General features: G+C 60.1%; 20 protein-coding genes and 3 tRNA genes. 21 read left to right on the top strand and 2 right to left on the bottom strand.

Annotated elements, in window-relative coordinates; all coding sequences use genetic code 11:
• Window positions 1–266: 266 nt before the first annotated feature.
• A complete protein-coding gene (locus ACK4TM_RS02900) occupies window positions 267–1163 on the bottom strand; it encodes a LysR family transcriptional regulator (RefSeq protein WP_409696440.1) in 897 nt (298 codons plus the stop codon).
• Between the two features lie 141 nt (window positions 1164–1304).
• Between ACK4TM_RS02900 and ACK4TM_RS02895 the strand changes: the two genes are divergently transcribed.
• From ACK4TM_RS02895 to ACK4TM_RS02825, 15 genes are all read left to right on the top strand, one after another.
• Complete coding sequence (locus ACK4TM_RS02895) at window positions 1305–2489, top strand: MFS transporter (protein WP_409696437.1); 1185 nt, start codon at window positions 1305–1307, stop codon at window positions 2487–2489.
• 79 nt (window positions 2490–2568) lie between these two features.
• Window positions 2569–3660 (top strand): alpha/beta hydrolase, encoded by a 1092-nt coding sequence (locus ACK4TM_RS02890; protein ID WP_409696434.1) that lies wholly within the window; start codon window positions 2569–2571, stop codon window positions 3658–3660.
• 72 nt (window positions 3661–3732) lie between these two features.
• Complete coding sequence (locus ACK4TM_RS02885) at window positions 3733–4146, top strand: cyclophilin-like fold protein (protein WP_409696431.1); 414 nt, start codon at window positions 3733–3735, stop codon at window positions 4144–4146.
• Between the two features lie 115 nt (window positions 4147–4261).
• Complete coding sequence (locus ACK4TM_RS02880) at window positions 4262–5008, top strand: SDR family oxidoreductase (protein WP_409696428.1); 747 nt, start codon at window positions 4262–4264, stop codon at window positions 5006–5008.
• 606 nt (window positions 5009–5614) lie between these two features.
• A complete protein-coding gene (locus ACK4TM_RS02875) occupies window positions 5615–6700 on the top strand; it encodes a TRAP transporter substrate-binding protein (RefSeq protein ID WP_409696426.1) in 1086 nt (361 codons plus the stop codon).
• A 5-nt stretch (window positions 6701–6705) separates the two neighbouring features.
• Window positions 6706–7221, top strand: coding sequence for a TRAP transporter small permease subunit (locus ACK4TM_RS02870; protein ID WP_409696423.1), 516 nt, complete (start codon window positions 6706–6708; stop codon window positions 7219–7221).
• Between the two features lie 25 nt (window positions 7222–7246).
• Window positions 7247–8572 carry a TRAP transporter large permease subunit gene (locus ACK4TM_RS02865; RefSeq protein WP_409696420.1) on the top strand — a complete coding sequence of 442 codons (1326 nt, stop codon included), beginning with the start codon at window positions 7247–7249 and terminating at the stop codon, window positions 8570–8572.
• Between the two features lies 1 nt (window position 8573).
• A complete protein-coding gene (locus ACK4TM_RS02860) occupies window positions 8574–10160 on the top strand; it encodes a gamma-glutamyltransferase family protein (protein ID WP_409696417.1) in 1587 nt (528 codons plus the stop codon).
• 2 nt (window positions 10161–10162) lie between these two features.
• Window positions 10163–10987: a sulfite exporter TauE/SafE family protein gene (locus ACK4TM_RS02855; protein WP_409696414.1), complete on the top strand. Its 825-nt coding sequence runs from the start codon at window positions 10163–10165 to the stop codon at window positions 10985–10987.
• Window positions 10988–11043: 56 nt separating this feature from the next.
• A complete protein-coding gene (locus tag ACK4TM_RS02850; protein ID WP_409696546.1) occupies window positions 11044–11313 on the top strand; it encodes a helix-turn-helix domain-containing protein in 270 nt (89 codons plus the stop codon).
• 171 nt (window positions 11314–11484) lie between these two features.
• The gene (locus ACK4TM_RS02845) at window positions 11485–12045 is read left to right on the top strand and encodes a histidine phosphatase family protein (RefSeq protein WP_409696537.1); all 561 of its coding nucleotides are present in this window, start codon (window positions 11485–11487) and stop codon (window positions 12043–12045) included.
• Window positions 12046–12142: 97 nt separating this feature from the next.
• Window positions 12143–12218, top strand: a tRNA-Val gene (locus ACK4TM_RS02840).
• A gap of 94 nt (window positions 12219–12312) precedes the next feature.
• Complete coding sequence (locus tag ACK4TM_RS02835) at window positions 12313–13242, top strand: pirin family protein (RefSeq protein ID WP_409696411.1); 930 nt, start codon at window positions 12313–12315, stop codon at window positions 13240–13242.
• A gap of 68 nt (window positions 13243–13310) precedes the next feature.
• A tRNA-Asp gene (locus ACK4TM_RS02830) sits at window positions 13311–13387 on the top strand.
• Between the two features lie 107 nt (window positions 13388–13494).
• Window positions 13495–13571, top strand: a tRNA-Asp gene (locus ACK4TM_RS02825).
• A gap of 119 nt (window positions 13572–13690) precedes the next feature.
• On the opposite strand, the gene ACK4TM_RS02820 is transcribed toward ACK4TM_RS02825, so the two are convergent.
• Complete coding sequence (locus ACK4TM_RS02820; protein WP_409696408.1) at window positions 13691–15064, bottom strand: M20/M25/M40 family metallo-hydrolase; 1374 nt, start codon at window positions 15062–15064, stop codon at window positions 13691–13693.
• Between the two features lie 239 nt (window positions 15065–15303).
• Here ACK4TM_RS02820 and hemA point away from each other — a divergent pair, with 239 nt between their 5' ends.
• From hemA to ACK4TM_RS02790, 6 genes are all read left to right on the top strand, one after another.
• Window positions 15304–16527, top strand: coding sequence for a 5-aminolevulinate synthase (gene hemA, locus ACK4TM_RS02815; RefSeq protein ID WP_409696405.1), 1224 nt, complete (start codon window positions 15304–15306; stop codon window positions 16525–16527).
• Window positions 16528–16643: 116 nt separating this feature from the next.
• Window positions 16644–17840, top strand: coding sequence for a helix-turn-helix domain-containing protein (locus ACK4TM_RS02810; protein ID WP_409696402.1), 1197 nt, complete (start codon window positions 16644–16646; stop codon window positions 17838–17840).
• Window positions 17841–17913: 73 nt separating this feature from the next.
• Window positions 17914–19038, top strand: a complete 1125-nt coding sequence (gene ispG / locus ACK4TM_RS02805; RefSeq protein ID WP_409696399.1) for a flavodoxin-dependent (E)-4-hydroxy-3-methylbut-2-enyl-diphosphate synthase — start codon at window positions 17914–17916, stop codon at window positions 19036–19038.
• Between the two features lie 31 nt (window positions 19039–19069).
• The gene (locus ACK4TM_RS02800) at window positions 19070–20215 is read left to right on the top strand and encodes a pyridoxal phosphate-dependent aminotransferase (RefSeq protein WP_409696396.1); all 1146 of its coding nucleotides are present in this window, start codon (window positions 19070–19072) and stop codon (window positions 20213–20215) included.
• The gene (locus tag ACK4TM_RS02795; RefSeq protein ID WP_409696393.1) at window positions 20212–21372 is read left to right on the top strand and encodes an N-acetylmuramoyl-L-alanine amidase; all 1161 of its coding nucleotides are present in this window, start codon (window positions 20212–20214) and stop codon (window positions 21370–21372) included. The genes ACK4TM_RS02800 and ACK4TM_RS02795 overlap by 4 nt, the downstream gene beginning before the upstream one ends.
• A gap of 133 nt (window positions 21373–21505) precedes the next feature.
• Window positions 21506–22791, top strand: a 1286-nt coding sequence (locus ACK4TM_RS02790) for a transglycosylase domain-containing protein (protein ID WP_409696390.1), incomplete at its 3' end; no start/stop codon positions are given.

Raw genomic sequence — 22791 nt, 5'->3', positions numbered from 1 at the left:
TGACACCTACATCGCAACAGTACTGCGCCGGTGCTAGAACCGGCACTGTCGTCATCCTTGACAATCTTCCACACCCACAAGCCCCGCGCTGCACAGGCCCTGAAAGGGCGATTGCTGCTTTTTGTTCCTGCTAGCCTACTTCCCCGACCTTAACCCTATCGAGATAGCCTTCTCAAAACTCAACGCCCATTTGCGACGGATCGGGGCCAGAAGCCCTGTTTGAAGCGCTTGGTGACATCTGCAACATCTTTGACCTCGCAAATCGGTCAGTTTCCCGAGTATCGCAGGGCGTCGACGATTACCTTGAAAGCTGGGAGGTTTTGCCTCCGACTGGGATAATAGATGTAGTAGCCTGAGAAGAAGGGCGACCAGTCGTCGAGAACTTGCACGAGGTCCCCCGTTGCGATGTGCTGCTCAACCGTATTTTCGGGAATGTAGGCGATGCCATAATTGTTCAGAGCGGCATCGATCATCGCATGCGACGAGTTTAAGGCAAGCTGGCCTTCGACCCGGACGCGAAGCTCCTGCCCATCTTTTTCGAACTCCCAAGCATAGAGCCCGCCTGCGCTGAGATGCCGGTGGTTGATGCAATTGTGGCCGATCAGTTCCTCTGGGTGAACGGGCGCAGGATGCATCTTCAGGTATCCGGAAGACGCGACTGCGACCAATCGCCAATCAGGATTTATCCTGACGGCAATCATGTCCTTTTCGACGCTTTCGCCAAGGCGGATGCCAGCATCGAAACCGTCCTCGATGATATTGCGAAAGCCGTTGTCGACGTTCAGTTCGAGCTTGATGTCGGGATAATCGATCAGCACAGGGCGCAACTTTGGCCAAACCACACTGTCGAACGCGTGATCGGACAATGTGATGCGGATCGTTCCCGCAGGCTTGTCCCGAAACTCCATGAGCGAGGCAATCTCTGTTTCGATCTCTTGCACGCGCGGTGCGAGTGATTGACGCAGGCGCTCTCCGGCCTCGGTCGGCGCGACGTTCCGTGTCGTCCGGGTCAGGAGCCGGATGCCCATCTGCGTTTCGAGGCGCTTGATGGTATGGCTGAGCGTGGACTGGGCAATGCCGAGCTTGGCCGCAGCGCGCGTGAAGCTACGCTCCTCGGCAACAGCGAGGAACCACAGCAGATGGTTGAACTGTCCTCTCGCCATGTGCGGGACTCCCTGATCAAGACCATATTCATGCGTCTGATCGATTAATGCAATCGTATTTGCGCGTCTAATCTATCTGTGCGGTTGCTGCTATCTCTGCCTCATCAAAAGCTGGCGCGTTAGCCGGAAGCGAGGCGCAGAATGTCCACAACAGTTTCAACCGCTACGACCGACACGCGCTCCGCCTGGGGTGCGGTCATGTCGATGGCGCTCTGCGTTGCAGTCCTCATCGCATCCGAATTCATGCCGGTGAGTCTGCTGACCCCGATTGCAGCCGAGCTTGGTGTCAGCGAGGGTCAAGCTGGGCAGATGATCTCGATCTCCGGGCTGTTCGCCGTCATCACCAGCCTCACGATTGCCGGATTGACCCGGCGTCTGGACCGCAAACTGGTGTTGTCCTCTTTCTCGGTGCTCCTGATCGTCTCCGCCCTGATTGTAGCATTTGCGCCGACCTATAACGTTCTGATGATCGGTCGTGCGCTGCTGGGCATCGCCATCGGCGGGTTCTGGTCGATGTCGACCGCTATCGTCATGCGCCTTTTGCCAGCGGAGCAGGTGCCGCAAGGGCTTGCCGCGCTGAATGCGGGCAATGCGATTGCGGCGACAATCTCGGCACCCCTTGGCGCTTGGCTCGGCGATATCATCGGCTGGCGCGGTGCCTTCGCGCTTATCGTTCCGGTCGCGGTGCTGGCGCTTGCCTGGCAACGGGTTCACATGCCGTCTCTCCCGCCGCGCGGTATCCGCCGCACCAGTCCGCTTGGTTTGCTTTTCCAGCCTCAGGTGGCACTCGGCATGGCGTCGATCTTTCTGCTGTTCATGGGCCAGTTCGCGCTCTTTACCTATCTACGGCCATACCTGGAGGGCGTGGCAGGCTTTTCCGTCCCCATGCTCACCGGCGGCTTTCTGGTTCTCGGGCTTGCCGGTCTTGCCGGAACCTGGGTAATCAGCCGCCTGCTGCGAACCCACCTCTATGGCCTGTTGATCGCGATCCCGGCGGTCATGGCGGGGCTTGCGCTCCTGATGATTGTCTCAGCGCAACTACCGGCAGGTGTCGGCGCGCTGATCCTCCTTTGGGGGTTCTTCGCGACGGCAGCCCCTGTCGGTTGGGGCACCTGGCTGGCCCGGACGCTCGGTCCCGAAGCCGAGGCGGGCGGCGGTCTTCAGGTCGCGGTGATCCAGCTGGCCATTATGGCTGGCGCAGCCATCGGCGGTCTGCTTTTCGATGCGCTTGGCTGGCAATTCACCTTTGGCCTGTCCGTCATGCTGCTGGGTGGCTCATCGGTATGCGCCCTACTGGCCTGGTTCCACCAGAGGAGCCTGCAATGACTGGCGTCAGTCTACGCGCATATCTGCTGCGCGGCCAACCACAACCACCTGTCGACACCCACTTGAAGGAGCAAATGACATGACTGAAGAAAAGACTCACACATCGATCGACCAGCCCGATGCGGGCCGCCGGACGCTGCTGATGATGACCGGGGCGAGCATTGCCGCCACAGGACTGGTCTCAATGAGCAGCGCGCCCGCTAAGGCGCAAGCCAGCGGTGAATGGGACAAGACATTTCCCCTTAGCGAAAATGTGACCCATAAAAAGGTCACATTCACCAACCGCTACGGCATCACGCTGAGCGGCGATCTCTATATTCCGGCTGATCGCGATGACGCCAGCTTGCCAGCGCTTGCCGTCGCCGGGCCGTTCGGCGCCGTCAAAGAGCAGTCGGCAGGTCTTTATGCCCAGACAATGGCGGAGCGTGGCTATGTCACGCTTGCCTTCGACCCCTCCTTTGTCGGTGAAAGTGGTGGCGACGCGCGCGACGTGGCGTCGCCCGACATCAACACCGAGGATTTCATGGCTGCCGTTGACTTCCTTGGCGTCCATGACGCAGTGGACCGCGAGCGGGTCGGCGTCATCGGCATATGTGGCTTTGGCGGCATGGCGCTGAACGCCGTGGCCGCAGACAAACGCGTCAGGGCAGTCGCCGTTACCAGCATGTACGATATGTCGCGCGTCATGGCGGAGGGCTATTATGGCAGCATGACTGACGAAGAGCGCGCCGAAGGCCTTGCCCAGATGAGCCGTCAGCGCTGGACGGATGCCGAGGCTGGCGACCCCGCTATGGCAGGCGGGCTGCCCGACAGCCTTGATGGCATCGATAATCCCATTATCAGCATGTATCACGCCTATTACAAGACAGATCGTGGCTATCACCCGCGCTCGGTCAATTCAAACAGCGGCTGGACAGTGACCAATCCGCTGTCGTTCATGAACATGCCGCTGCTGACCAACATTGCGGAAATCTCGCCGCGGCCCATGCTGGTGATCGCGGGGTCCGAGGCGCATTCGCTTTACTTCAGCGAGGATGCCTATGCCGCCGCCGCCGAGCCGAAAGAGCTGATGATCATCGACGGCGCGGACCATGTCGATCTGTATGATCGGATGGATGTGATCCCCTTCGACCGGCTGGACGAATTCTTTGGCGAACATCTCGCCGCTTAAGCGGTGCTATGGTGGCCTGTGCGCAAGTGCAGGCCACTGACCACCAGAAGACAGTGAACGGAGGAACGTCACATGTGGAAATCAATATTGGGCGCTGCCAGTCTCGCCCTTGGCATATCTGGAGCTGCTGCGATGGCACAAGAAAAGATTCTCATTTCGTCCGAGTGGGGCGAGGTGACCGCCACGCTTGCCGATAACGATGCTGCCGATGCGCTGCTGGAGATGCTGCCGCTGACCATCGACATGCGCGACCATCTGCGTCAGGAGAAGACAGGGTTCCTGCCTTCGTCATTGCCGGAACTACCCCGGCAGCGCGGTTTCGAGACGGGCACGCTCGGCCTCTGGAGCTCCAATCATTTCGTGATCTACTACAGTTCAGGCAGCGTCCCAAATCCGGGGATTATCATCCTCGGCGAGGTGACCGGCGATGTTTCGATTTTTGATCGGCCTGGCACCATCACCGTCGAACTTACGCGTCTCGATTAGCATGACGGCGGGCGGCATCATTCCGTTGCTGTTCTCAGCGGCTTACCGCAGACATATTGCAAGCGCAGGTCTCGACAGCAATCAGCAGTCCAAAGATTTACAAAGGAAATGAGAAATGAATGACAACATCACCGGAAAAGTCATCGTCATCACAGGCGCGTCCAGCGGCATGGGCGAAGCCGCAGCGCGGCATCTTGCAGCGAAGGGCGCAAGCGTCGTGCTTGGTGCGCGGCGCGCAGAGCGGCTGAATGCGCTTGTCTCTGAAATCACCAGCGCCGGCGGTAAGGCAACAGCCGTCGCCACCGACGTTACCAAACGGGCGGACGTGCAGAAACTGGTGGACACGGCGGTCGAGACCTATGGTCGGATCGATGTGCTCATCAACAATGCCGGCGTGATGCCGCTGTCACCGCTTGAACGCCTGAAGGTCGACGAATGGGACCAGATGATCGACGTCAATCTGAAAGGCGTTCTCTACGGCATCGCAGCTGCGCTGCCTCACATGAAGGAACAAATGGCGGGTCACATCATCAACCTGTCGTCGGTCGCGGGTCACAAGCTCTTTGGCGGGTCCGCAGTCTATTCCGCGACGAAGTTCGGCGTGCGGGCCATCAGCGAGGGGCTTCGGCAGGAGGTAAAACCCTATAACATCCGCACGACGATCATCTCGCCCGGTGCGGTGAAGACAGAACTGCTTGACCATATCACCGAGCAGGATGTGCAAAAGGCCAACCAGGACTATGTCGGCGAAATCGGTGTTCCAGCCGAGACATTCGCACGCCTGGTCGATTTCGCCATCAGCCAGCCCGAGGACGTGGACATCAACGAGATCCTTTTCCGGCCAACGGCTCAGGAACTCTGAGCAACGTTTTGGAAGCGCCGCCCTCCGTCGGCAGCTTGTGTGTGGCCGCATTCGCAGGTGCGATGGCCGTAGTGCGGTTCTTTGGTGATGGCTTGACGCGGCGAATGGGCGACAGCACGGTGATGCTCGCGGGAGCGGGGTAGGGCGCATTTGGATACCTGATCGCAGGTTTCGCGACGGGTCACCAGGTTGCGCTGATGGGCGATTTCCTTGTCGGCCTTGGACTTGCACCGATCATGCCGACCGCCCTGCGTGTTGCGAGTCGGCGCAGGACCATGTCCTGCTCGCGGATATGGGAAAGCCATTGCGAATTCAGAGAACAGCAGATTCGGCAGCGGTTCACTCCGCTGAGTGTTGAACACCAAGTGGGAGGCATCGAAAGCAAAGCCCACCTTGGACAAGCTGTGGAGCAACCTGCAGAACGGTGCACTATTTACGCTTATAATGTATCCAAGAATGAACTTGGCTGCCCAAATTGTATACAAATATCTATAAAAGCCACCAGACCATTTGGCTCTCTCAAGGACATTAATCATTAAAAGCCTTACCTGTCAGACACGGCGCTACATCGCAGCAGACCGTCTTAACCTTCGAAAGGAAGATACCGTGGACCGACGCAAGTTTCTTTCCGCCACCGCCCTCGCTGCAGGTGCTGGTATGGCCGCCCCGACGATTGCCCGCGCGCAGGATAGTTTCAACTGGCGCATGACCAATAGCTATGGCCCCACCGCGCCGTTCTATGCAGTGGGTCCCGGCAGCCCGACCGATATGATCGAAAAGATCCGCATCATGTCGGGTGGTAGGTTGAATATCGAGCATTACGCCGCTGGCGAATTGATCCCCGCGTTTGAAGGGTTCGACGCCGTCCAGCAGGGCGTGGTCGAGATGAATGCATCGAACAGCTATTTCTGGTCCGGCAACGTCTTTGCCGCGCAATATTTCACGACCGTGCCGTTCGGCATGTCCTATATGGGTCATATGGCGTGGCTGTTTCATGGCGGTGGCTTGGAATTGTGGCAGGAAGTCTATGAACCCTTCGGCCTTGTCGCTTTCCCGATGAACTCGACTGGCGTGCAGATGACGGGATGGTTCCGCGAACCTGTTGAAACGCTCAGCCAGTTGAACGGGCTGCGGATGCGTATTCCGGGCCTTGCTGGCCGCGTTTATGCATCGCTTGGTGTTGATACCCGCCTGCTTCCGGGGGGCGAGATTTTCCCGGCGCTTGAACGCGGCGTGATTGACGCAGCGGAATTCGTCGGCCCCTATCAGGACCGCGCACTGGGTCTGCATCAGGCGGCTAAATTCTATCACACCTCTGGTTGGCACGAACCTGCGACAACGGGTGAATTGCTGATTTCCAAAACCGCGTGGGACAGCCTGCCCGAAGATTTGCAAATGATGGTGCGCCTCGCGAGCCAAGCCGCCTGTCTGGACAGCCTGCTGTGGTCGGAATCGGTAAATGGTGCCGCCTTGACCGATCTGGTCACCAATCACGGCGTCACGGCTGCCCCGCTCCCTGCTGAGGTGATCGCCGCCCTGCGCGAAGCCACGCTGGACACGTTGGAAACCGAAGCGGCCGCTTCCGAGATCACCAAAAAGGTCCATGACAGCTATTTCGCCTTCAAAGCCGATCACGACGGCTGGGCGCAGATCAGCGAAGTGTCCTGGTTCAAAGACATTCTGGAGTTTTGACCCCGATGCAACCGGCACTCTTGCGCATTGTTCTGGGGCTTGAGGCCACAGTCAGGCTGTTTGGTATCATCGCGGCCTGGCTTTGTCTGGTGCTGGTGCTTTTGGTCGCGGGCGATGTTTTCGCGCGCTACCTGTTCAACACCGGTGCTGTCTGGGCGCAAGAGCTGCAATGGCACCTGATTTCACCCATCGCGTTGTTCGGCATGTCCTATGCGCTGTTTGCGGGTGAACAGGTGCGGGTGGATGTGCTTTACGAACGCTTCCCGCCCCGCGTCCAGCAAGTGATCGAGGTTATTGGCGGGGTGTTGATCATCGTTCTTGGCATGTTGCTGGTCAAACTCTCTTGGGGTTGGGTCGGCATGTCTTATGCGCGCGGCGAAGGATCGCCCAATCCGGGCGGACTGCCATTTCGCTACGTGCTCAAGGCGATGATCCCGCTCGGGTTTGCCTTACTGGCGCTGCAAGGCGTGGCGCATGTGCTGCGCCATGCCTTTGCCTTGCCACCTCGCGACGCTGCTTAAACGCCCCCTTTCAAGGTAAATACCCATGTCACCTATGGAACTTCTGGCGATTTCGATGATCGCCGCCTTTTTCGTGCTGCTGATCATCGGCATCCCGGTCGGGATCGCGCTGGCCGGTTCGGCGTTTTTCTTTGGCTATCTTGGCTTTGGTTCATCGCTGTTCAGCCTGCTGCCGTCGCGAGTCTATGGTGTGGTGACGAACTACACGCTGATGGCGATACCGCTGTTCGTGTTCATGGGGGTGATGCTTGAGAAGTCCCGATTAGCTGAAGAATTGATTGATGTGGTCGGGCATCTGTTTGGCAATATCCAGGGCGGCATGGGCGTCGCGATCATCTTTGTCGGCGTGTTGCTGGGTGCCGCGACGGGGATCGTGGGGGCGACAATTGTCACGCTGGGGTTGCTGACCTTGCCGACCCTGCTGCGGCGCGGTTATCCCAAGACCGTGGCCACGGGGATGATCGCCGCCTCGGGCACGTTGGGGCAGATCATCCCGCCATCGCTGGTGCTGATCCTGCTGGCTGATATCTTGCAGGAATCCGTAGGCACGATGTTTGCTGCCGCGATGGTGCCGGGCCTGACGCTTGCCGGAGTGTATATCGTCGCGATCCTTGCCTATGCGTGGTGGGTGCCGGGGTCGATGCCGCCAATTCCGATCGAGGAACGCCGCGCGCTGTCGCGTCTGGCACTGCTGCGCAAGGTGGTGCTGGTCGTCGGCCCGCCTGTAGGCTTGGTCGTCGCAGTGCTGGGCAGCATCATCGGCGGTATCGCCGCCCCGACTGAAGCCGCATCAATGGGCGCTGTCGGTGCCTTGGCCTTTGTCGCTTTGTCCGGCAGGCTGACGGGCGCAATGCTGTTTGCGGTGGCGCGGTCCACCTTGCTAATATCCGCGATGGTATTTTTCATCCTGATCTGCGCGCAGGTCTTCGGCCTCGCCTTTCGCGGATTGGGCGGGGAACATCTGGTAGAACGCATGTTTGACTGGGTGCCGGGCGGTGTGACGGGGGCGCTGGTGTTCTTGATGCTGCTGATCTTCGTGCTGGGCTTTTTCCTTGAATGGATCGAGATCAGCTATATCGCGTTGCCCCTATTCCTGCCGTTTTTCATGCAGGCAGGGGTTGATCCCGTCTGGTTGGGCATTCTGATCTGTCTGAACCTGCAGACCAGTTTCCTGACGCCACCTTTCGGCTGGTCGCTCTTCTTTCTCAAAGGTGTGGCACCGCCCGGTGTGACCACGATGGATATCTACAAAGGCGCGATCCCTTTCATCGGCCTGCAATTCGTTGCATTGACGATGGTGTTCTTCATGCCCGGTCTCGCGACTTGGTTACCCAATGCGATAGGATGGTAATATGCGCAGCTCTGCTTATGGATTTAACGGCGGGTTTTCCGCACCGCACCGTGCCGCATCCTTGGCCGGACGCGATATTCTTGCCGCAGGTGGCAGTGCTGTCGAGGCGATGGTCGCCGCCGCCGCCACAATCGCGGTCGCCTATCCGCATATGAACGGCATTGGCGGGGACGGGTTCTGGATCATCCACCGCCCCGGCCAAGCGCCTGTCGCTGTGTCCGGCTGCGGGCGTGCCGCTGGGTTGGCGTCTGTCGATTGGTATGCGGGACAAGGTATCACCGATGCGTTGCCTGCACGCGGACCGCTGGCCGCCTTGACCGTGCCGGGCACGATTGCTGGCTGGACAGAGGCGTTGAAGCTTTGCCCCAAGGGAAACCGCTTGCCACTGGCCGATCTGCTGGCCCCTGCGATTGCGCTGGCGCGTGACGGCGTGGCCGTGACAGAGAACCAAGCAAGCACGACGCATGAAAAACTGGACGGTCTGCGCGATGTGCCGGGCTTTGCGGATACGTTCTTGCATGATGGTGCGGTGCCAAAGGCGGGCCACCGTCTGGTGCAGGCCGCCCTTGGCCAGACGTTGGCGCAACTGGCCGAGGCGGGATTGGATGATTATTACCGTGGTGATCTGGCGCAGACCCATGCGGCGTTTCTGGAAAGCGCGGGCAGCCCGCTGCGCGTTGATGACTTCACGCGCTTTGCAGCAGGGGTTGCCGCGCCGTTGACCACGCAGATTAGCGCAGGCCGGTTGTTCAACAGCAACCCTCCGACACAAGGCGTGTCGTCGCTGATGATCCTCGCGCTGTTTGACCGGCTGGGCGTGACAAAGGCTGACCGCTTTGACCATTTGCACGGTTTGATTGAAGCCACCAAACTCGCGTTTATACAACGCAACGCTGAACTGGGCGATCCCAATTACATGGCAGGCCCTGCACAGGACTGGCTGGACCCTGCGAAACTCGGTGTGCTGGCGGGGCAGATCGACACCGCAAAAGCACGGCCTTGGCCAGAAGTGGCCAAACCCGGTGACACGATCTGGATGGGTGCCGCAGATAAAGATGGCTGCGTCGTCAGTTTTATCCAATCGGTGTTCTGGGAATTTGGGTCTGGCCTTGTTTGCCCCGATACCGGCGTGTTCTTCCAGAACCGTGGTGCAGGTTTCAGCCTGACCGCAGGTCCGAACCAATTGCGCCCACATGCGCGGCCTTTCCACACGCTGAACCCCGCCTTGGCGCATTTGGACGACGGGCGCGTGCTGGCCTACGGCACGATGGGGGGCGAAGGTCAGCCACAGACGCAGGCGGCAATCTTTAGCCGCTACGCGATGTTCGGGCAGGATTTGCAGCAAGCGATCACAGCGCCGCGTTGGTTGCTGGGCAAGACATGGGGCGATGCGACGACCAGCCTGAAGCTGGAAGATCGTTTTGACCCCACCTTGGTCGCTGATCTGCGAGCAGCGGGCCATGAGGTCGAGATCATCCCCGCATACAGCGATCTCGCCGGTCATGCCGGCGGCGTCGCGGTTTGGCCCGATGGCCAGATTGAGGTTGCTGCCGATCCCCGTTCTGACGGTGCAGCGCTCGGGTTTTGAGGATGGATCTGAATTGGGCAGAGCTAATCCCACTGATCGCGGGGATCATGGCAACCGGTGCTTTAGCAGGTATCCTGTCGGGATTGCTGGGCGTAGGCGGCGGCATCGTTGTAGTGCCGGTGCTGTTCTGGGTCTTCGGGTTTATCGGCTTGCCCGCCGGACTGGGCATGCAGGTGGCGGTCGCCACATCACTGGTGACTGTGGCGGTGACGGCCTATTCGTCTGCACGTGCGTATCACAAGCGCGGTTCTGTCGATATCGGCATCCTCAAGCTTTGGGCACCTTTCATGGCCGCAGGTGCTTTGGCAGGCGGTGCGCTGGCGGGGATCGTGTCGGGGCGGGCATTGCTTGCCTTGTTCGGCACCATCGCGCTGTTGGTTGCGTGGAACATGGCGCGGCCCAGAACCCGCATCCTTGCAACCGCGCTGCCCGCAAAGACCGGCGTGCAACCGGCGATGGCCGGCAGCGTCGGCTTGATATCAGCAATGATGGGGATAGGGTCCGGCACCTTGGGCGTGCCGTTGCTGACCGCATTTTCGGTGCCGGTGCATCGGGCGGTTGGCACGGCTGCAGCCTTGGGCCTGGTGATTGGCGTGCCAGCATCACTGGCAATGATAGTTGCGGGTTGGGACGTTGACCGCAGACCGCCATTGTCGCTGGGCTATGTCAATCTTGTAGCAGTCGCCCTGATCCTGCCTTTGTCGGTTGCCTGTGCACCACTTGGCGCGCGGCTGGCCCATGCGTTGGAACCTGTCTGGATCAAGCGGGCATTTGCAGTCTTTCTGTTCGTTACATCGAACCGGATGTTGTTCTCCGCTTTTGCCTGACCACATCGTTCGGCCAGTGCAACAACGTCGCTTTCGCGGCACGAGGTCAGAAGCGGATGGCCTTGCATTTCCCGGCAATGACAGCTGCGCAGCGCGCTAACTTGATCTCGGCATTACGTCGCACAAATGGAAAGGTCGCAGGCAAAGACGGCGCGGCGCAGTTGCTGGGCATGCAGCCAACCACGCTGTATTCAAGAATTAGGAAAATGCAGATCAGCGCGCATCTCCGCTCGCATGAATGTAAACATTCACTGCCGGGCAGTGGATGGATGGCAAGGGTCGCTTTCTCGACAACATCTTCATCGAGCGGCTATCGCGAACGCTGAGATACGAATACGTCTATCTTCATGCCTAGGAGACTTGATCAGAAGCGAAGGCGTATTGTCGCACAGATGCTGGGGCCGACGGAATTCGCATCGCCGATCACCCATGACCCTAGACCGGGTCGGCGGCTCGGGTTATCGGGGCGGGATATGTCACATGACGCCGGAGCCCCGATGCCCTTTCCAGAGCTTTACATCCTGCGCCATGGCGAAACCGAATGGAACGCCGAGAACCGGATGCAAGGCGCGCTGAATTCGCCGCTGACAGCCAAGGGCGAAGCGGATGCCGCGCGGCAGGCCGCCATCCTCGCCAGCCGCGATCTGACCGGTTTCCGGTTCTGGACCAGCCCGCAGGGCCGCGCGATCCAGACCGCCGGCATCGCGCTGGCCCGGATCGCAGATGATATCCACACCGACGACCGTCTGCGTGAAATCAAGGTCGGCGACTGGTCGGGCCTGCTGCGCGATACGCTGCCCATGCCCGACGGCCCCGATCCCTATGCGCTGCAATATGACATGGCCCCCAATGGCGAAGGGCTGAACGCGGTGGAAATCCGCGCGCGCGCCTTTCTGGCGGAATTGACAGGACCCGCCGTGCTGGTCACCCATGGCATCACCAGCCGCGTGCTGCGCCGCATCGTCATCGGCGATGCCGCCTTGGCAGAGGTCACCGCACATGGCGGGCAGGGCTGCATCTATCACCTCAAGGACGGCCAGCAGACATTGCTGGAATAGCGCGCCCCTGTCATCCTGCCTGCGGACATATCAGGGCGGTGCGCTGGATATGCGGCCCCTTGCATCGCGCGACACGATCCTCTAAAGCGGCGCAAGCGGGTGATTAGCTCAGTTGGTAGAGCGCTTCCTTTACACGGAAGATGTCGGGAGTTCGAGCCTCTCATCACCCACCATCCTGCTCATCCATGCACAGACACTGTCCGCAATGTATGGTTTCATATATCTCTTTTGCAGCTAGTCTCGCGACATCACCGCAGGAGAGATGACATGAGCTGGAACCCCGCCCTTGATCCCGATTGCCCCACAGGCGACGCCGTTGACGCGATCGAAACCGTCATCGTCCCGCGCGCCCGCGATATCGGCGGGTTCGAGGTCCGCCGCGCTTTGCCAGCACCCCGCCGGCAGATGGTTGGGCCGTTCATATTTTTTGACCAGATGGGTCCGGCGGAATTCGTGACCGGGCAGGGGATTGACGTGCGTCCGCACCCGCATATCGGGCTGGCGACAGTGACCTATCTGCACAGCGGCACGATCCACCACCGCGACAGCCTGGGCACCGATCAATGGATCAACCCCGGTGCCGTGAACCTGATGCAGGCCGGGCACGGCATCACGCATTCCGAACGCACCGACGGGGCGGCCGACCACACCCTGTTCGGCATCCAAAGCTGGATCGCCCTGCCCAAAGGGGCCGAGGATGGTGCAGCCGCCTTTATCCATGCACCGGCCGCCGATCTGCCGGTGCTGCTGGGCGAGGGCAAGGAGGTGCGCCTGATTCTGGGCGATGCCTACGGCGAACGCGCGCCCGTCGCGACGCCGTCTGACATGTTCTACCTTGATGCGATCCTGCAACCGGGCGCCGCGATTCCATTGCCGGACAACCATGAGGATCGCGGTGCCTATGTGCTGGAAGGTGCCGTCAGGATTGCGGGGCAAACCTTCCCTGCGGGCAGGATGATGATCTTTCGCCCCGGCGACAGGGTCAGCATGAAAGCAGGCGATCAAGGGGCGCGGGTGATGCTGCTGGGCGGGGCCACGATGGAAGGGCCGCGCTATATTTGGTGGAATTTTGTGGCCTCTTCCCGCGAAAGGATCAACGAGGCAAAAGAAGCCTGGCGCGCGGGCGACTGGGAAAATGGGCGCTTTCAACTGCCGCCCGGCGATGATGCGGAATTTATTCCGCTGCCGGACAGGTAGCCGCTTGACGCCACTCGCGCCCATGCATAGAAGCACCACACCAGCCGAAACGCTGGCAAAGCAGATGCGCGGTTGTAGCTCAGTTGGTTAGAGTACCGGCCTGTCACGCCGGGGGTCGCGGGTTCGAGCCCCGTCAACCGCGCCACTGCATTCCCACCAAAGACGACAAGAACATGCCGCGCCAAAAAGCGCGGCATTTCGTCTTTTTGCAATTGACGCCCCATGCTTGCGCGATTATCCCGCCCCTCACGCGCGGTTGTAGCTCAGTTGGTTAGAGTACCGGCCTGTCACGCCGGGGGTCGCGGGTTCGAGCCCCGTCAACCGCGCCATTTGATTCAGGAAGATTGTTTTTTGTGCGGTGCGTGCTCGCACGCACCCTACGCGTTGGTTCCGGCATCATCCGGACGGTACGGATGTAAGGTGCGTGCCCGCACGCACCCCCTTCGATTCAAATCGTCATCTCATGCAAGATTCGCGCCCATGACCTGATGCCTTTGTGAAACGACGCCAAGTCATATTTCTCATTTGGTGAATGGATTTGGTCGTCATCCTTGCCGAACCCGATCAGCATCGCATCCATCCCGAGGATATCCTTGAAATACGCCGCAATCGGGATCGACCCGCCGCAACCAACATAGGCCGCCGCATTGGGCCATTCATCCGACAGTGCCTTGCGCGCTTGGTCGAAGGCGGGGTGGGTCGTGCTCATCTGTCCGGCGGCACTGGCCCCATGCGGATGGAACGATACGCTGCAATCGGCGGGGATCATATCCTGCACCATCTTGCGGAACGCGTCGCGGATCGCCAGCGGGTCCTGCGTGCCGACAAGGCGGAACGAAATCTTGGCATGTGCTTCTGATGGCAGCACAGTCTTGAACCCATCGCCGGTATAGCCGGACCATATGCCATTGACCTCGCAGGTCGGGCGCGACCAGATCATTTCCAGTGGGCGACGACCCTTTTCGCCGGCAGGGACAGACAGGCCGACCTCGCCCAGAAATGCCTTTTCGTCGAATTTCAGATCGTCCCAGGCGGCGGCAAGCTCATTCGACAATTCTGGCACGCCGTCATAGAAACCGGGCACCGTGATCCGCCCGTCATCATCATGCAGCGCGGCAATCACGCGGGCCAGAACGCGGGCCGGGTTCATCGCCAATCCGCCATACATCCCCGAATGCAGATCTTTCTTCGGGCCGGTGATGGTGATTTCCTCGCCCAGAAGGCCGCGCAACTGGGTGATGATCGCAGGCGTTGCGTCGCCATAAAGCCCTGTATCGCAGATCAGCGCGAGATCGGCGGTCAGTTCCTTGATATTGTCCTTCATGAAAGGGACCAGTGATGGGGACCCTGATTCCTCTTCTCCCTCGAAAAACAGCGTGATATTGGCGGGCAGGGTGCCGTGGACGGCTTTCCAGGCGCGGCATGCCTCGACAAAGGTCATCAGTTGGCCCTTGTCATCCGATGTGCCACGGCCGCGGATCACTTTTCCGTTGGCGGTTTCTTCGACCTGCGGATCGAATGGGTCGCGGTCCCACAGGTTCAGCGGATCAACCGGTTGCACGTCATAATGGCCGTAAAACAGCACATGCGGACCGTCGCCGCCGCTATGCGCCACCACCATCGGATGGCCGGGTGTTTCGCGTTTCGACGCGGTGAAGCCGATCGAGATCAGATCCGCCACCAGCCAGTCAGCCGCCGTGTCACAATCGGCTTTATAGGCCGGATCGGTGGAAATCGACGGAATCCGCAGCAATTCTTTCAATCTTTCGACGGATTGCGTCAGGTCATCATCGATACGGGCAAGGACGGGATCAAGGGTCATGGATGGGCCTTTCATTTGAATTTGCGCGCAGGGTTGACCTGTTCAGGCGCAAGGTCAATGCCCATGGCTGCAATCTATTGATCCAGATCATGGCCTGCCCGCGTGCCCGGGTTTAGACGGTCCGGGGCAGGGGCGACAGTTTGTAGCGTCTTGCCCGGACGCGATCTGCCCTATATGCAGTTTAGAACGATTCAAGGCGCGGCTGGATATGCGCTCTGACCGAAGAAAAGGACGAATTGGTGGATTATAACGCCCAATTGGATACCGCAATCAACCGCTTGCATGACGAAGGCCGCTATCGGACCTTTATCGAGATTGAACGCAAACGGGGCCATTTTCCGCATGCAACCTGGCTCAAGCCCGACGGAACAGAGACCCCGGTGACGGTCTGGTGCGGCAATGACTATCTGGGCATGGGGCAGCACCCGGTGGTTCTGGCCGCGATGCACGAGGCGATTGATGCGACAGGGGCGGGGTCCGGCGGCACGCGCAATATTTCCGGCACGACCGTATATCACAAGCGGCTGGAGGTTGAACTGGCCGATCTGCACGGCAAGCAATCCGCGCTTTTGTTCACCAGCGCCTATAATGCCAATGACGCCACGCTCAGCACCCTGCCGAAACTTTTTCCGGGTCTGATCATCTATTCGGATGCACTGAACCACGCGTCGATGATCGAAGGTGTGCGGCGCAACGGCGGGGCCAAGCGGATTTTCCGGCATAACGATGTGGCGCATCTGCGCGAATTGCTGGCGGCAGACGATCCTGCGGCGCCAAAGCTGATCGCCTTTGAATCGATCTATTCTATGGATGGCGATTTCGGCCCGATCAGGGCAATCTGCGATCTGGCAGATGAATTCGGCGCGCTGACCTATTGCGATGAAGTCCATGCCGTCGGCATGTATGGCCCGCGCGGCGGCGGAGTGGCCGAACGCGACGGCCTGATGCACCGGATCGATATCTTCAACGGAACGCTGGCCAAGGCGTATGGCGTCGTGGGCGGCTATATCGCCGCATCGGCCAAGATGTGCGATGCGGTGCGGTCTTATGCGCCCGGTTTTATCTTTACCTCCAGCCTGCCACCGGCGGTGGCGGCAGCCGCTGCGGCATCGGTGGCACATCTGAAGACCGATCAACTATTGCGCGAACGTCACCAGACGCAGGCGAAAATCCTGAAACTGCGGCTCAAGGGACTGGGCCTGCCGATTATCGATCATGGCAGCCATATCGTGCCGCTGATCGTGGGCGATCCGAAACACACCAAAAAGTTGTCTGATATGCTGCTTTCGGAATTCGGTATTTATGTGCAGCCAATCAATTTTCCCACCGTGCCGCGCGGCACCGAACGGCTGCGGTTCACTCCGTCGCCGGTGCATGGGCCGCGTGAAATGGATGCACTGGTCGGCGCTTTGGACGGTTTGTGGTCACATTGCGCGTTAAACCGGGCCGAATTGGCGGGTTAACGCCTATTGCCGATGTGCAAGCGCGGCACTGACATGCTATTGCTTTCAAAGGCGTTCCGCTCAGGTTGATTCGGACATCGGGGCGCTTTTTGGGGCATTGAGCGACGGGACAGTCGATGATCGGTAAAACCTTCAGGCGTGTCAGCGCGGTTGAGGACGTTCAGACCAAAGGGTTTGACGACTACGATCTGCGTCTGGGTGATCTTATGCGCGGCGAACGCGCGACGCTTGGCAAAAGCCTTTTGGATGTACAGCGTGAATTGAAAATCAAGGCCGCCTATATTGCGGCGATTGAAAATGCCGATCCGTCCGCTTTTGATACGCCCGGATTTATCGCGGGTTATGTGCGGTCCTATTCGCGCTATCTGGGGATGGACCCTGACACTGCCTTTGCCGCGTTTTGCAAGGAAAGCGGATTTACCACCGCGCATGGCATGTCCGCAGAAGCATCGTCGCTAAAGAACCGCACTGCGGATACCAGCCGGATGCCTGCGGGCAAGGATATCTTTCTGTCGTCGCGCACGCCTTTCATTCCCGCCAAGCAAAGCATTTTCGCGCAGGTCGAACTGCGCGCCATCGGATCAGCCATGGTGCTGGTCGCGATGATGGGCGGGCTGGGCTATGGCGGCTGGACCGTGTTGCAAGAGGTGCAGCGCGTTCAATTCGCGCCGGTCGAACAGGCCCCCGTCGTTGTGTCCGATCTGGACCCTCTTTCGGGCAGCAGCAATGCAATCGACGTCAGCGATGCGACCAGCCTTGATGCCATGTCGCTACCTTCGCCAGAGGCATTGGACAGGCTTTACCGTCCCCAGGCGCTGGATGTGCCGGTGCTGGTCGCGCGCGATACACCGATTTCCACGCTGACGCCGCAGATGATCGGCGCGCTGACATCGCAGGATAATGTCACCATGGCGCGTGAAACCTCTGTCATCCCCGACGACCTGGCCATGCCGAGCATTCAGGTCGTCGAAGATCCGGTGCCAGAGGTGCAATTGGTCGCAGCGCGGCCCGCATGGGTGCGGGTGCAGGCGGCTGACGGTGTGATCCTGCTGGAAGGGATCATGGAACCCGGTCAGAATTTCGTCCTGCCCGCCACCGAAGAACCAGCCACCCTGCGGGTCGGCGAAAGCGGTGCGATGTATTTCGCGGTGAACGGCGTGCATTACGGCCCTGTCGGGCAGCGCGGGGTGGTCACGTCCAACGTTGTCTTGTCGGCGGATAACCTGACCGAATCCTATGCCATTGCCGATCTGGACAGCGACAATGACCTTGCCGCCATTGTCCGCGTCGCCGAGGCTGTGACGGATCAATAACAAGCCGCCGCTTGCCCCGCGCGGGTCGGCGGCTTAGGTTGCGCATGAACCGCAATCTGCTGAAAGCGATCCGATGTCACTGAACCATATCCGCCCCTGGCGGAATATCGAACGCCGCAAATCCCGTCAGATCATGGTCGGCAATGTGCCGGTCGGGGGCGATGCGCCGATCACGGTGCAGACGATGACCAACACCCTGACCACCGATATCAAAGGCACCATCGCGCAGGTGCAGGCCGCCGCTGACGCCGGGGCCGATATCGTGCGGATTTCGGTCCCGGATGAGGATTCGTCGCGCGCGCTGCGGCAGATCGTGCCCAATGTCTCGGTGCCGATCGTTGCTGACATTCATTTCCACTATAAACGCGGGATTGAGGCAGCAGAGGCGGGCGCTGCCTGCCTGCGCATCAACCCCGGCAATATCGGCGATGAAAAACGCGTCAAGGAAGTGATCCGCGCCGCGCGCGACAACAATTGTTCGATCCGCATCGGCGTGAATGCTGGGTCGCTGGAACGGCATCTGCTGGAAAAATACGGCGAACCTTGCCCCGATGCCATGGTCGAAAGCGGGCTGGATCATATCAAGATCCTGCAGGACAACGATTTCCACGAATTCAAGATTTCCTGCAAAGCATCCGATGTGTTCATGGCCGCCGCCGCCTATCAGCAACTGGCCGACGCCACCGATGCCCCGATCCATCTGGGCATTACCGAGGCCGGCGGTCTGATCAGCGGCACGGTGAAATCCGCCATCGGGATGGGCAATCTTCTCTGGGCCGGGATCGGTGACACGATCCGCGTCAGCCTGTCGGCTGATCCGGTGGAAGAGGTCAAGATGGGGTTCGAGATCCTCAAATCCCTTGGCCTGCGCCACCGGGGCGTGAATATCATTTCTTGCCCGTCCTGCGCGCGCCAAGGGTTCGATGTGATCAAGACGGTGGAAGCGCTGGAAAAACGACTGGAACATATCAAGACGCCGATGTCGCTGTCGATCATCGGCTGTGTGGTCAATGGGCCGGGTGAGGCGCTGATGACCGATGTCGGTTTCACCGGCGGCGGGGCAGGGTCCGGCATGGTCTATCTGGCGGGCAAGCAAAGCCATAAGCAATCCAACGAAGATATGATCGAACATATTGTCGAACAGGTCGAGAAGAAGGCGGCAGAGATCGCCGCAAGGGACGATCTGGCTGCTGAATAAGCCGGGGCCCCTAGCAAGAACGAGGCAGCAGATGCGACATGCAAACCGCGGCGACGTGGACCCTTTCATCGTGATGGATGTGATGGAAGCGGCAAGGCAGGCAGAGGCCGCAGGCCGCCACATCATCCATATGGAGGTGGGCCAGCCCGGCACCGGCGCACCATCCGCCGCGCGTGAAAAGCTGATCGCGGATATGGCGGAGCCTTTGGGTTATACCGTCGGCCTCGGCCTGCCGGAATTGCGCGTGCGCATCGCGCGGCATTACGGCGATTGGTACGGGCTTGACCTTGATCCGGCCCGCGTCGTGATCACCTCTGGTGCGTCCGGTGCCTTTCTGCTCGCCTTTTCGGCGCTGTTTGACAATGACGAAAGGGTCGGGCTGGGTACGCCCTGCTATCCGTCCTATCGCCAGATCCTGCGTGCCGTGGGGCTGACGCCGGTCGATATTCCCACCGATCTGACCGACCGTTTCCAGCCGCAGCCACATCATGTCGCGGCATATGATCTGGCCGGACTGATCGTTGCGTCACCGGCCAACCCGACCGGGACGATGCTGGATGCCGCGCAGATCAAGGCGCTGGCCGATGCCTGTGCCGCGCGCGACGCGGCCTTCATCTCGGACGAGATTTACCACGGGATCGATTATGATCTGCGCCCGGTGTCCGCGCTGGAAGTCACGGACGAGGTTTATGTCGTCAATTCCTTTTCCAAATATTTTTCGATGACCGGCTGGCGCGTCGGCTGGATGGTGGTGCCGGAAGATCATGTCCGCCGGATCGAACGGCTGGCGCAAAATATGTTCATCTGCGCGCCCCATGCCGCGCAGCGCCTTGCTCTGCATGCGATGGATTGCGCGCCCGAACTGGACGCCAACAAGGCTGTCTATGCCGCCAACCGCGCCTTGATGATGGATGGGCTGCGCGCGGTGGGGATGGGGGCCTTCGCGCCGCCTGACGGGGCGTTCTATATCTATGTCGATGTGTCGGCCTATACCGATGATGCACGCGCATTCGCCGCCGAAATTCTGGATCAGGCGGGGGTCGCCGTGACACCCGGTCTGGATTTCGATGCCGCGCGCGGGCATCACTGGCTGCGGTTTTCATATGCAAGGTCCACGGCGGATATCACTGAAGGATTGGCGCGCATTGCCCGTTTCATGCAGGCACGGCAGGCATGATCCGTTGGCTAGCCGCTTTCGTCATGCTGGCGACCAGCGCCATGGGACAGGCGCAATTCGACCCTGAACGTTCCGCCATCTCCGATGGCTGGCGGTCGTTGCAGATCGACCTTGGCCTGTCCGATATTGTGCCTTACCGGATTTTCACACTGGATGAACCGCGTCGTCTGGTGCTCGATTTTCAGGGCCTTGATACCGGCGGGATCAGCGCAGAGGCGATCAACAGCGCGCGCGCCGTGACAGCGGTGCGGTTCGGGCCTTACAAGCCCGGCTGGACGCGGATGGTGCTGGATATCGCCCAGCCGCTGACGCTGACAAGCGCGGGCATGACGCGAGGGCCGCAGGGCGCTGTTCTTTCGGTCAGATTGCATCGCGTGACGGCCAGTGAATTTTCGCAAAGCGCGGGCGCGCCGCCCGATCCAGGTTGGGACGCGCTGACGCAACAGGCGCTGGCAGGTCTGGCGCAGGCGGCGGATGATGCCTTTGTCGTCGTGCTTGACCCCGGCCATGGCGGCATCGACCCTGGCGCGCAGCGCGGCGGCATCACCGAGGCGCATCTGATGCTGCGTTTCGCCAATGAGATCGCGGGCAGCCTGCGCGCGCTGGACGGGGTGGCCGTGGTGCTGACCCGGTCAGACGACAGCTTTGTGCCGCTTTACACGCGGATGTCGATCGCGCGGGCGGCGGGGGCGGATCTGTTCATCTCGCTGCACGCCGATGCGCTGGAAGAGGACGATGCCTGGGGCGCGTCGGTCTATACCTTGTCAGAGGATAGCGGCGATCTGGCCGTGCGGCGGCTGGTGGAACGGCATGAACGGGGGGATCTGCTGGCGGGGGTCGATCTTTCGGTGACCGATGACCGCGTCGCCGGTGTGCTGATGGATATGGCGCGCCGGTCCACAGCGCCGCGTGCGGCCAGTTTTGCCGATCTGATCGTGGCAGAGATGCGCGCACAGGGCGTGCGGTTGAATTCACACCCGAGACGGACGGGCCGGTTTTCGGTACTGCTTGCCGCCGATTTCCCCAGTGTGTTGATCGAGGCGGGGTTTCTGTCCAACGCTGAAGACCGCGCAAACCTGACTGACCCGTTGCGCCGGGGGCAGTTGGTCACAGCGATCACGACGGCAGTGGGGCTTTACCGCGCCGCCCGGGACTAGGATACCAGTCGCCAGATAAGCGGATTGTGATCAATTGCCTGGTGATAGCGCGCTTTGGCGGGATTTGCGGTTTTGACCATTTGCAGGTCACGGCGTATAAGCGGCTGGAATTCTGAAAGGACAATCCCTCCCCGTGCTGCGCTTTATCCTCTCTTTCTTTGGTGGCATCTTCACCTTTATCACCATGTCGCTGATCATGGGGGCTGTCGTGCTGGGCGGTGTCGTCTATCTTTATGGCCGCGATCTGCCCAGCTATGAAACACTGTCGCAATATACCCCCAAGACGATCAGCCGGGTCTATTCACGCGAAGGACTGATCATCGACGAATTCGCCACCGAGCGACGTCTGTTCACCCCGGCAGAGGATATTCCCGATCTGGTGAAACAGGCGTTCATTTCCGCCGAGGATCGCAATTTCTATACCCACCAAGGCTTTGACGCGACCAGCATGGTGTCTGCCGTGGTCGACGCGATTGAATCGCGCGGCGAAGACCTGCGCGGGGCCTCGACAATCACGCAGCAGGTGATGAAAAACTTCCTGCTGGACGGGTCGGTCACCGCCGAACGCAAGATCAAAGAGATCATCCTTGCCGTGCGGATCGAACAGGCGATGTCCAAGGAACGTATCCTTGAACTTTACCTCAATGAGATTTTTCTGGGTCAGAATTCATTTGGTGTGACCGCCGCTGCGCTGACCTATTTCAACAAGCCGCTGACCGAACTGACAGTGGGCGAGGCAGCTTATCTGGCGTCGTTACCCAAATCCCCCAGCAACCGTCACCCGGTGCGCGACCGCGACATCGCGGTGTTCTGGCGCAACAACACTTTGCGGCTGATGGCGCAGAATGGCTATATCGACGAAGCCACGCTTTTGGCGGAAACCGCAGCACCGCTTTTGTCGGTGCAGGGCGGCGATTATGAGGATTTCCGATCTACCCTGCCGGACCGGGATTATTTTACCGACGAAATCCGTCGCCAGCTCAGCCAGGATTTCGGACAGGATGAATTCTTTTCCGGCGGCCTGTCGATCCGCGCGACGGTGGACCCCGAATTGCAGGTGACTGCCGCGCAGTCGCTGCAGCAGGCGCTGGAAGAATTCGACCGCAGTAACGGCGTCTGGCGTGGCACCAGCGTGACCATCCCCGAAGATACGCTGTCGGATGAAACCGTATGGCGCGCGGCGCTCGCATCTACACAGGTGGCGCGCGATATCGATCTGGTGGCGCAATGGCATCCTGCCGTGGTGCTGGAAGTCGGTGAAAATCAGCTACGCATCGGTATCGAAGGCGTGGACGAAACCGAGGCAGAACACTTTGTCGTGAGGCGCAATGTCATCGAATGGATGCGCGGCAATTTCGCCGATATTTTCGCCCCCGGTGACGTGGTCCATGTGCGTCGCATGGTGCAGGACGCGGTTGG

Source organism: Yoonia sp. (genome assembly GCF_046292185.1).
In the GTDB taxonomy this organism is placed as follows: domain Bacteria; phylum Pseudomonadota; class Alphaproteobacteria; order Rhodobacterales; family Rhodobacteraceae; genus Yoonia.
The sequence above is the reverse complement of the archived record's forward strand: the minus strand, read 5'-3'. Positions and strand labels throughout refer to the sequence as shown.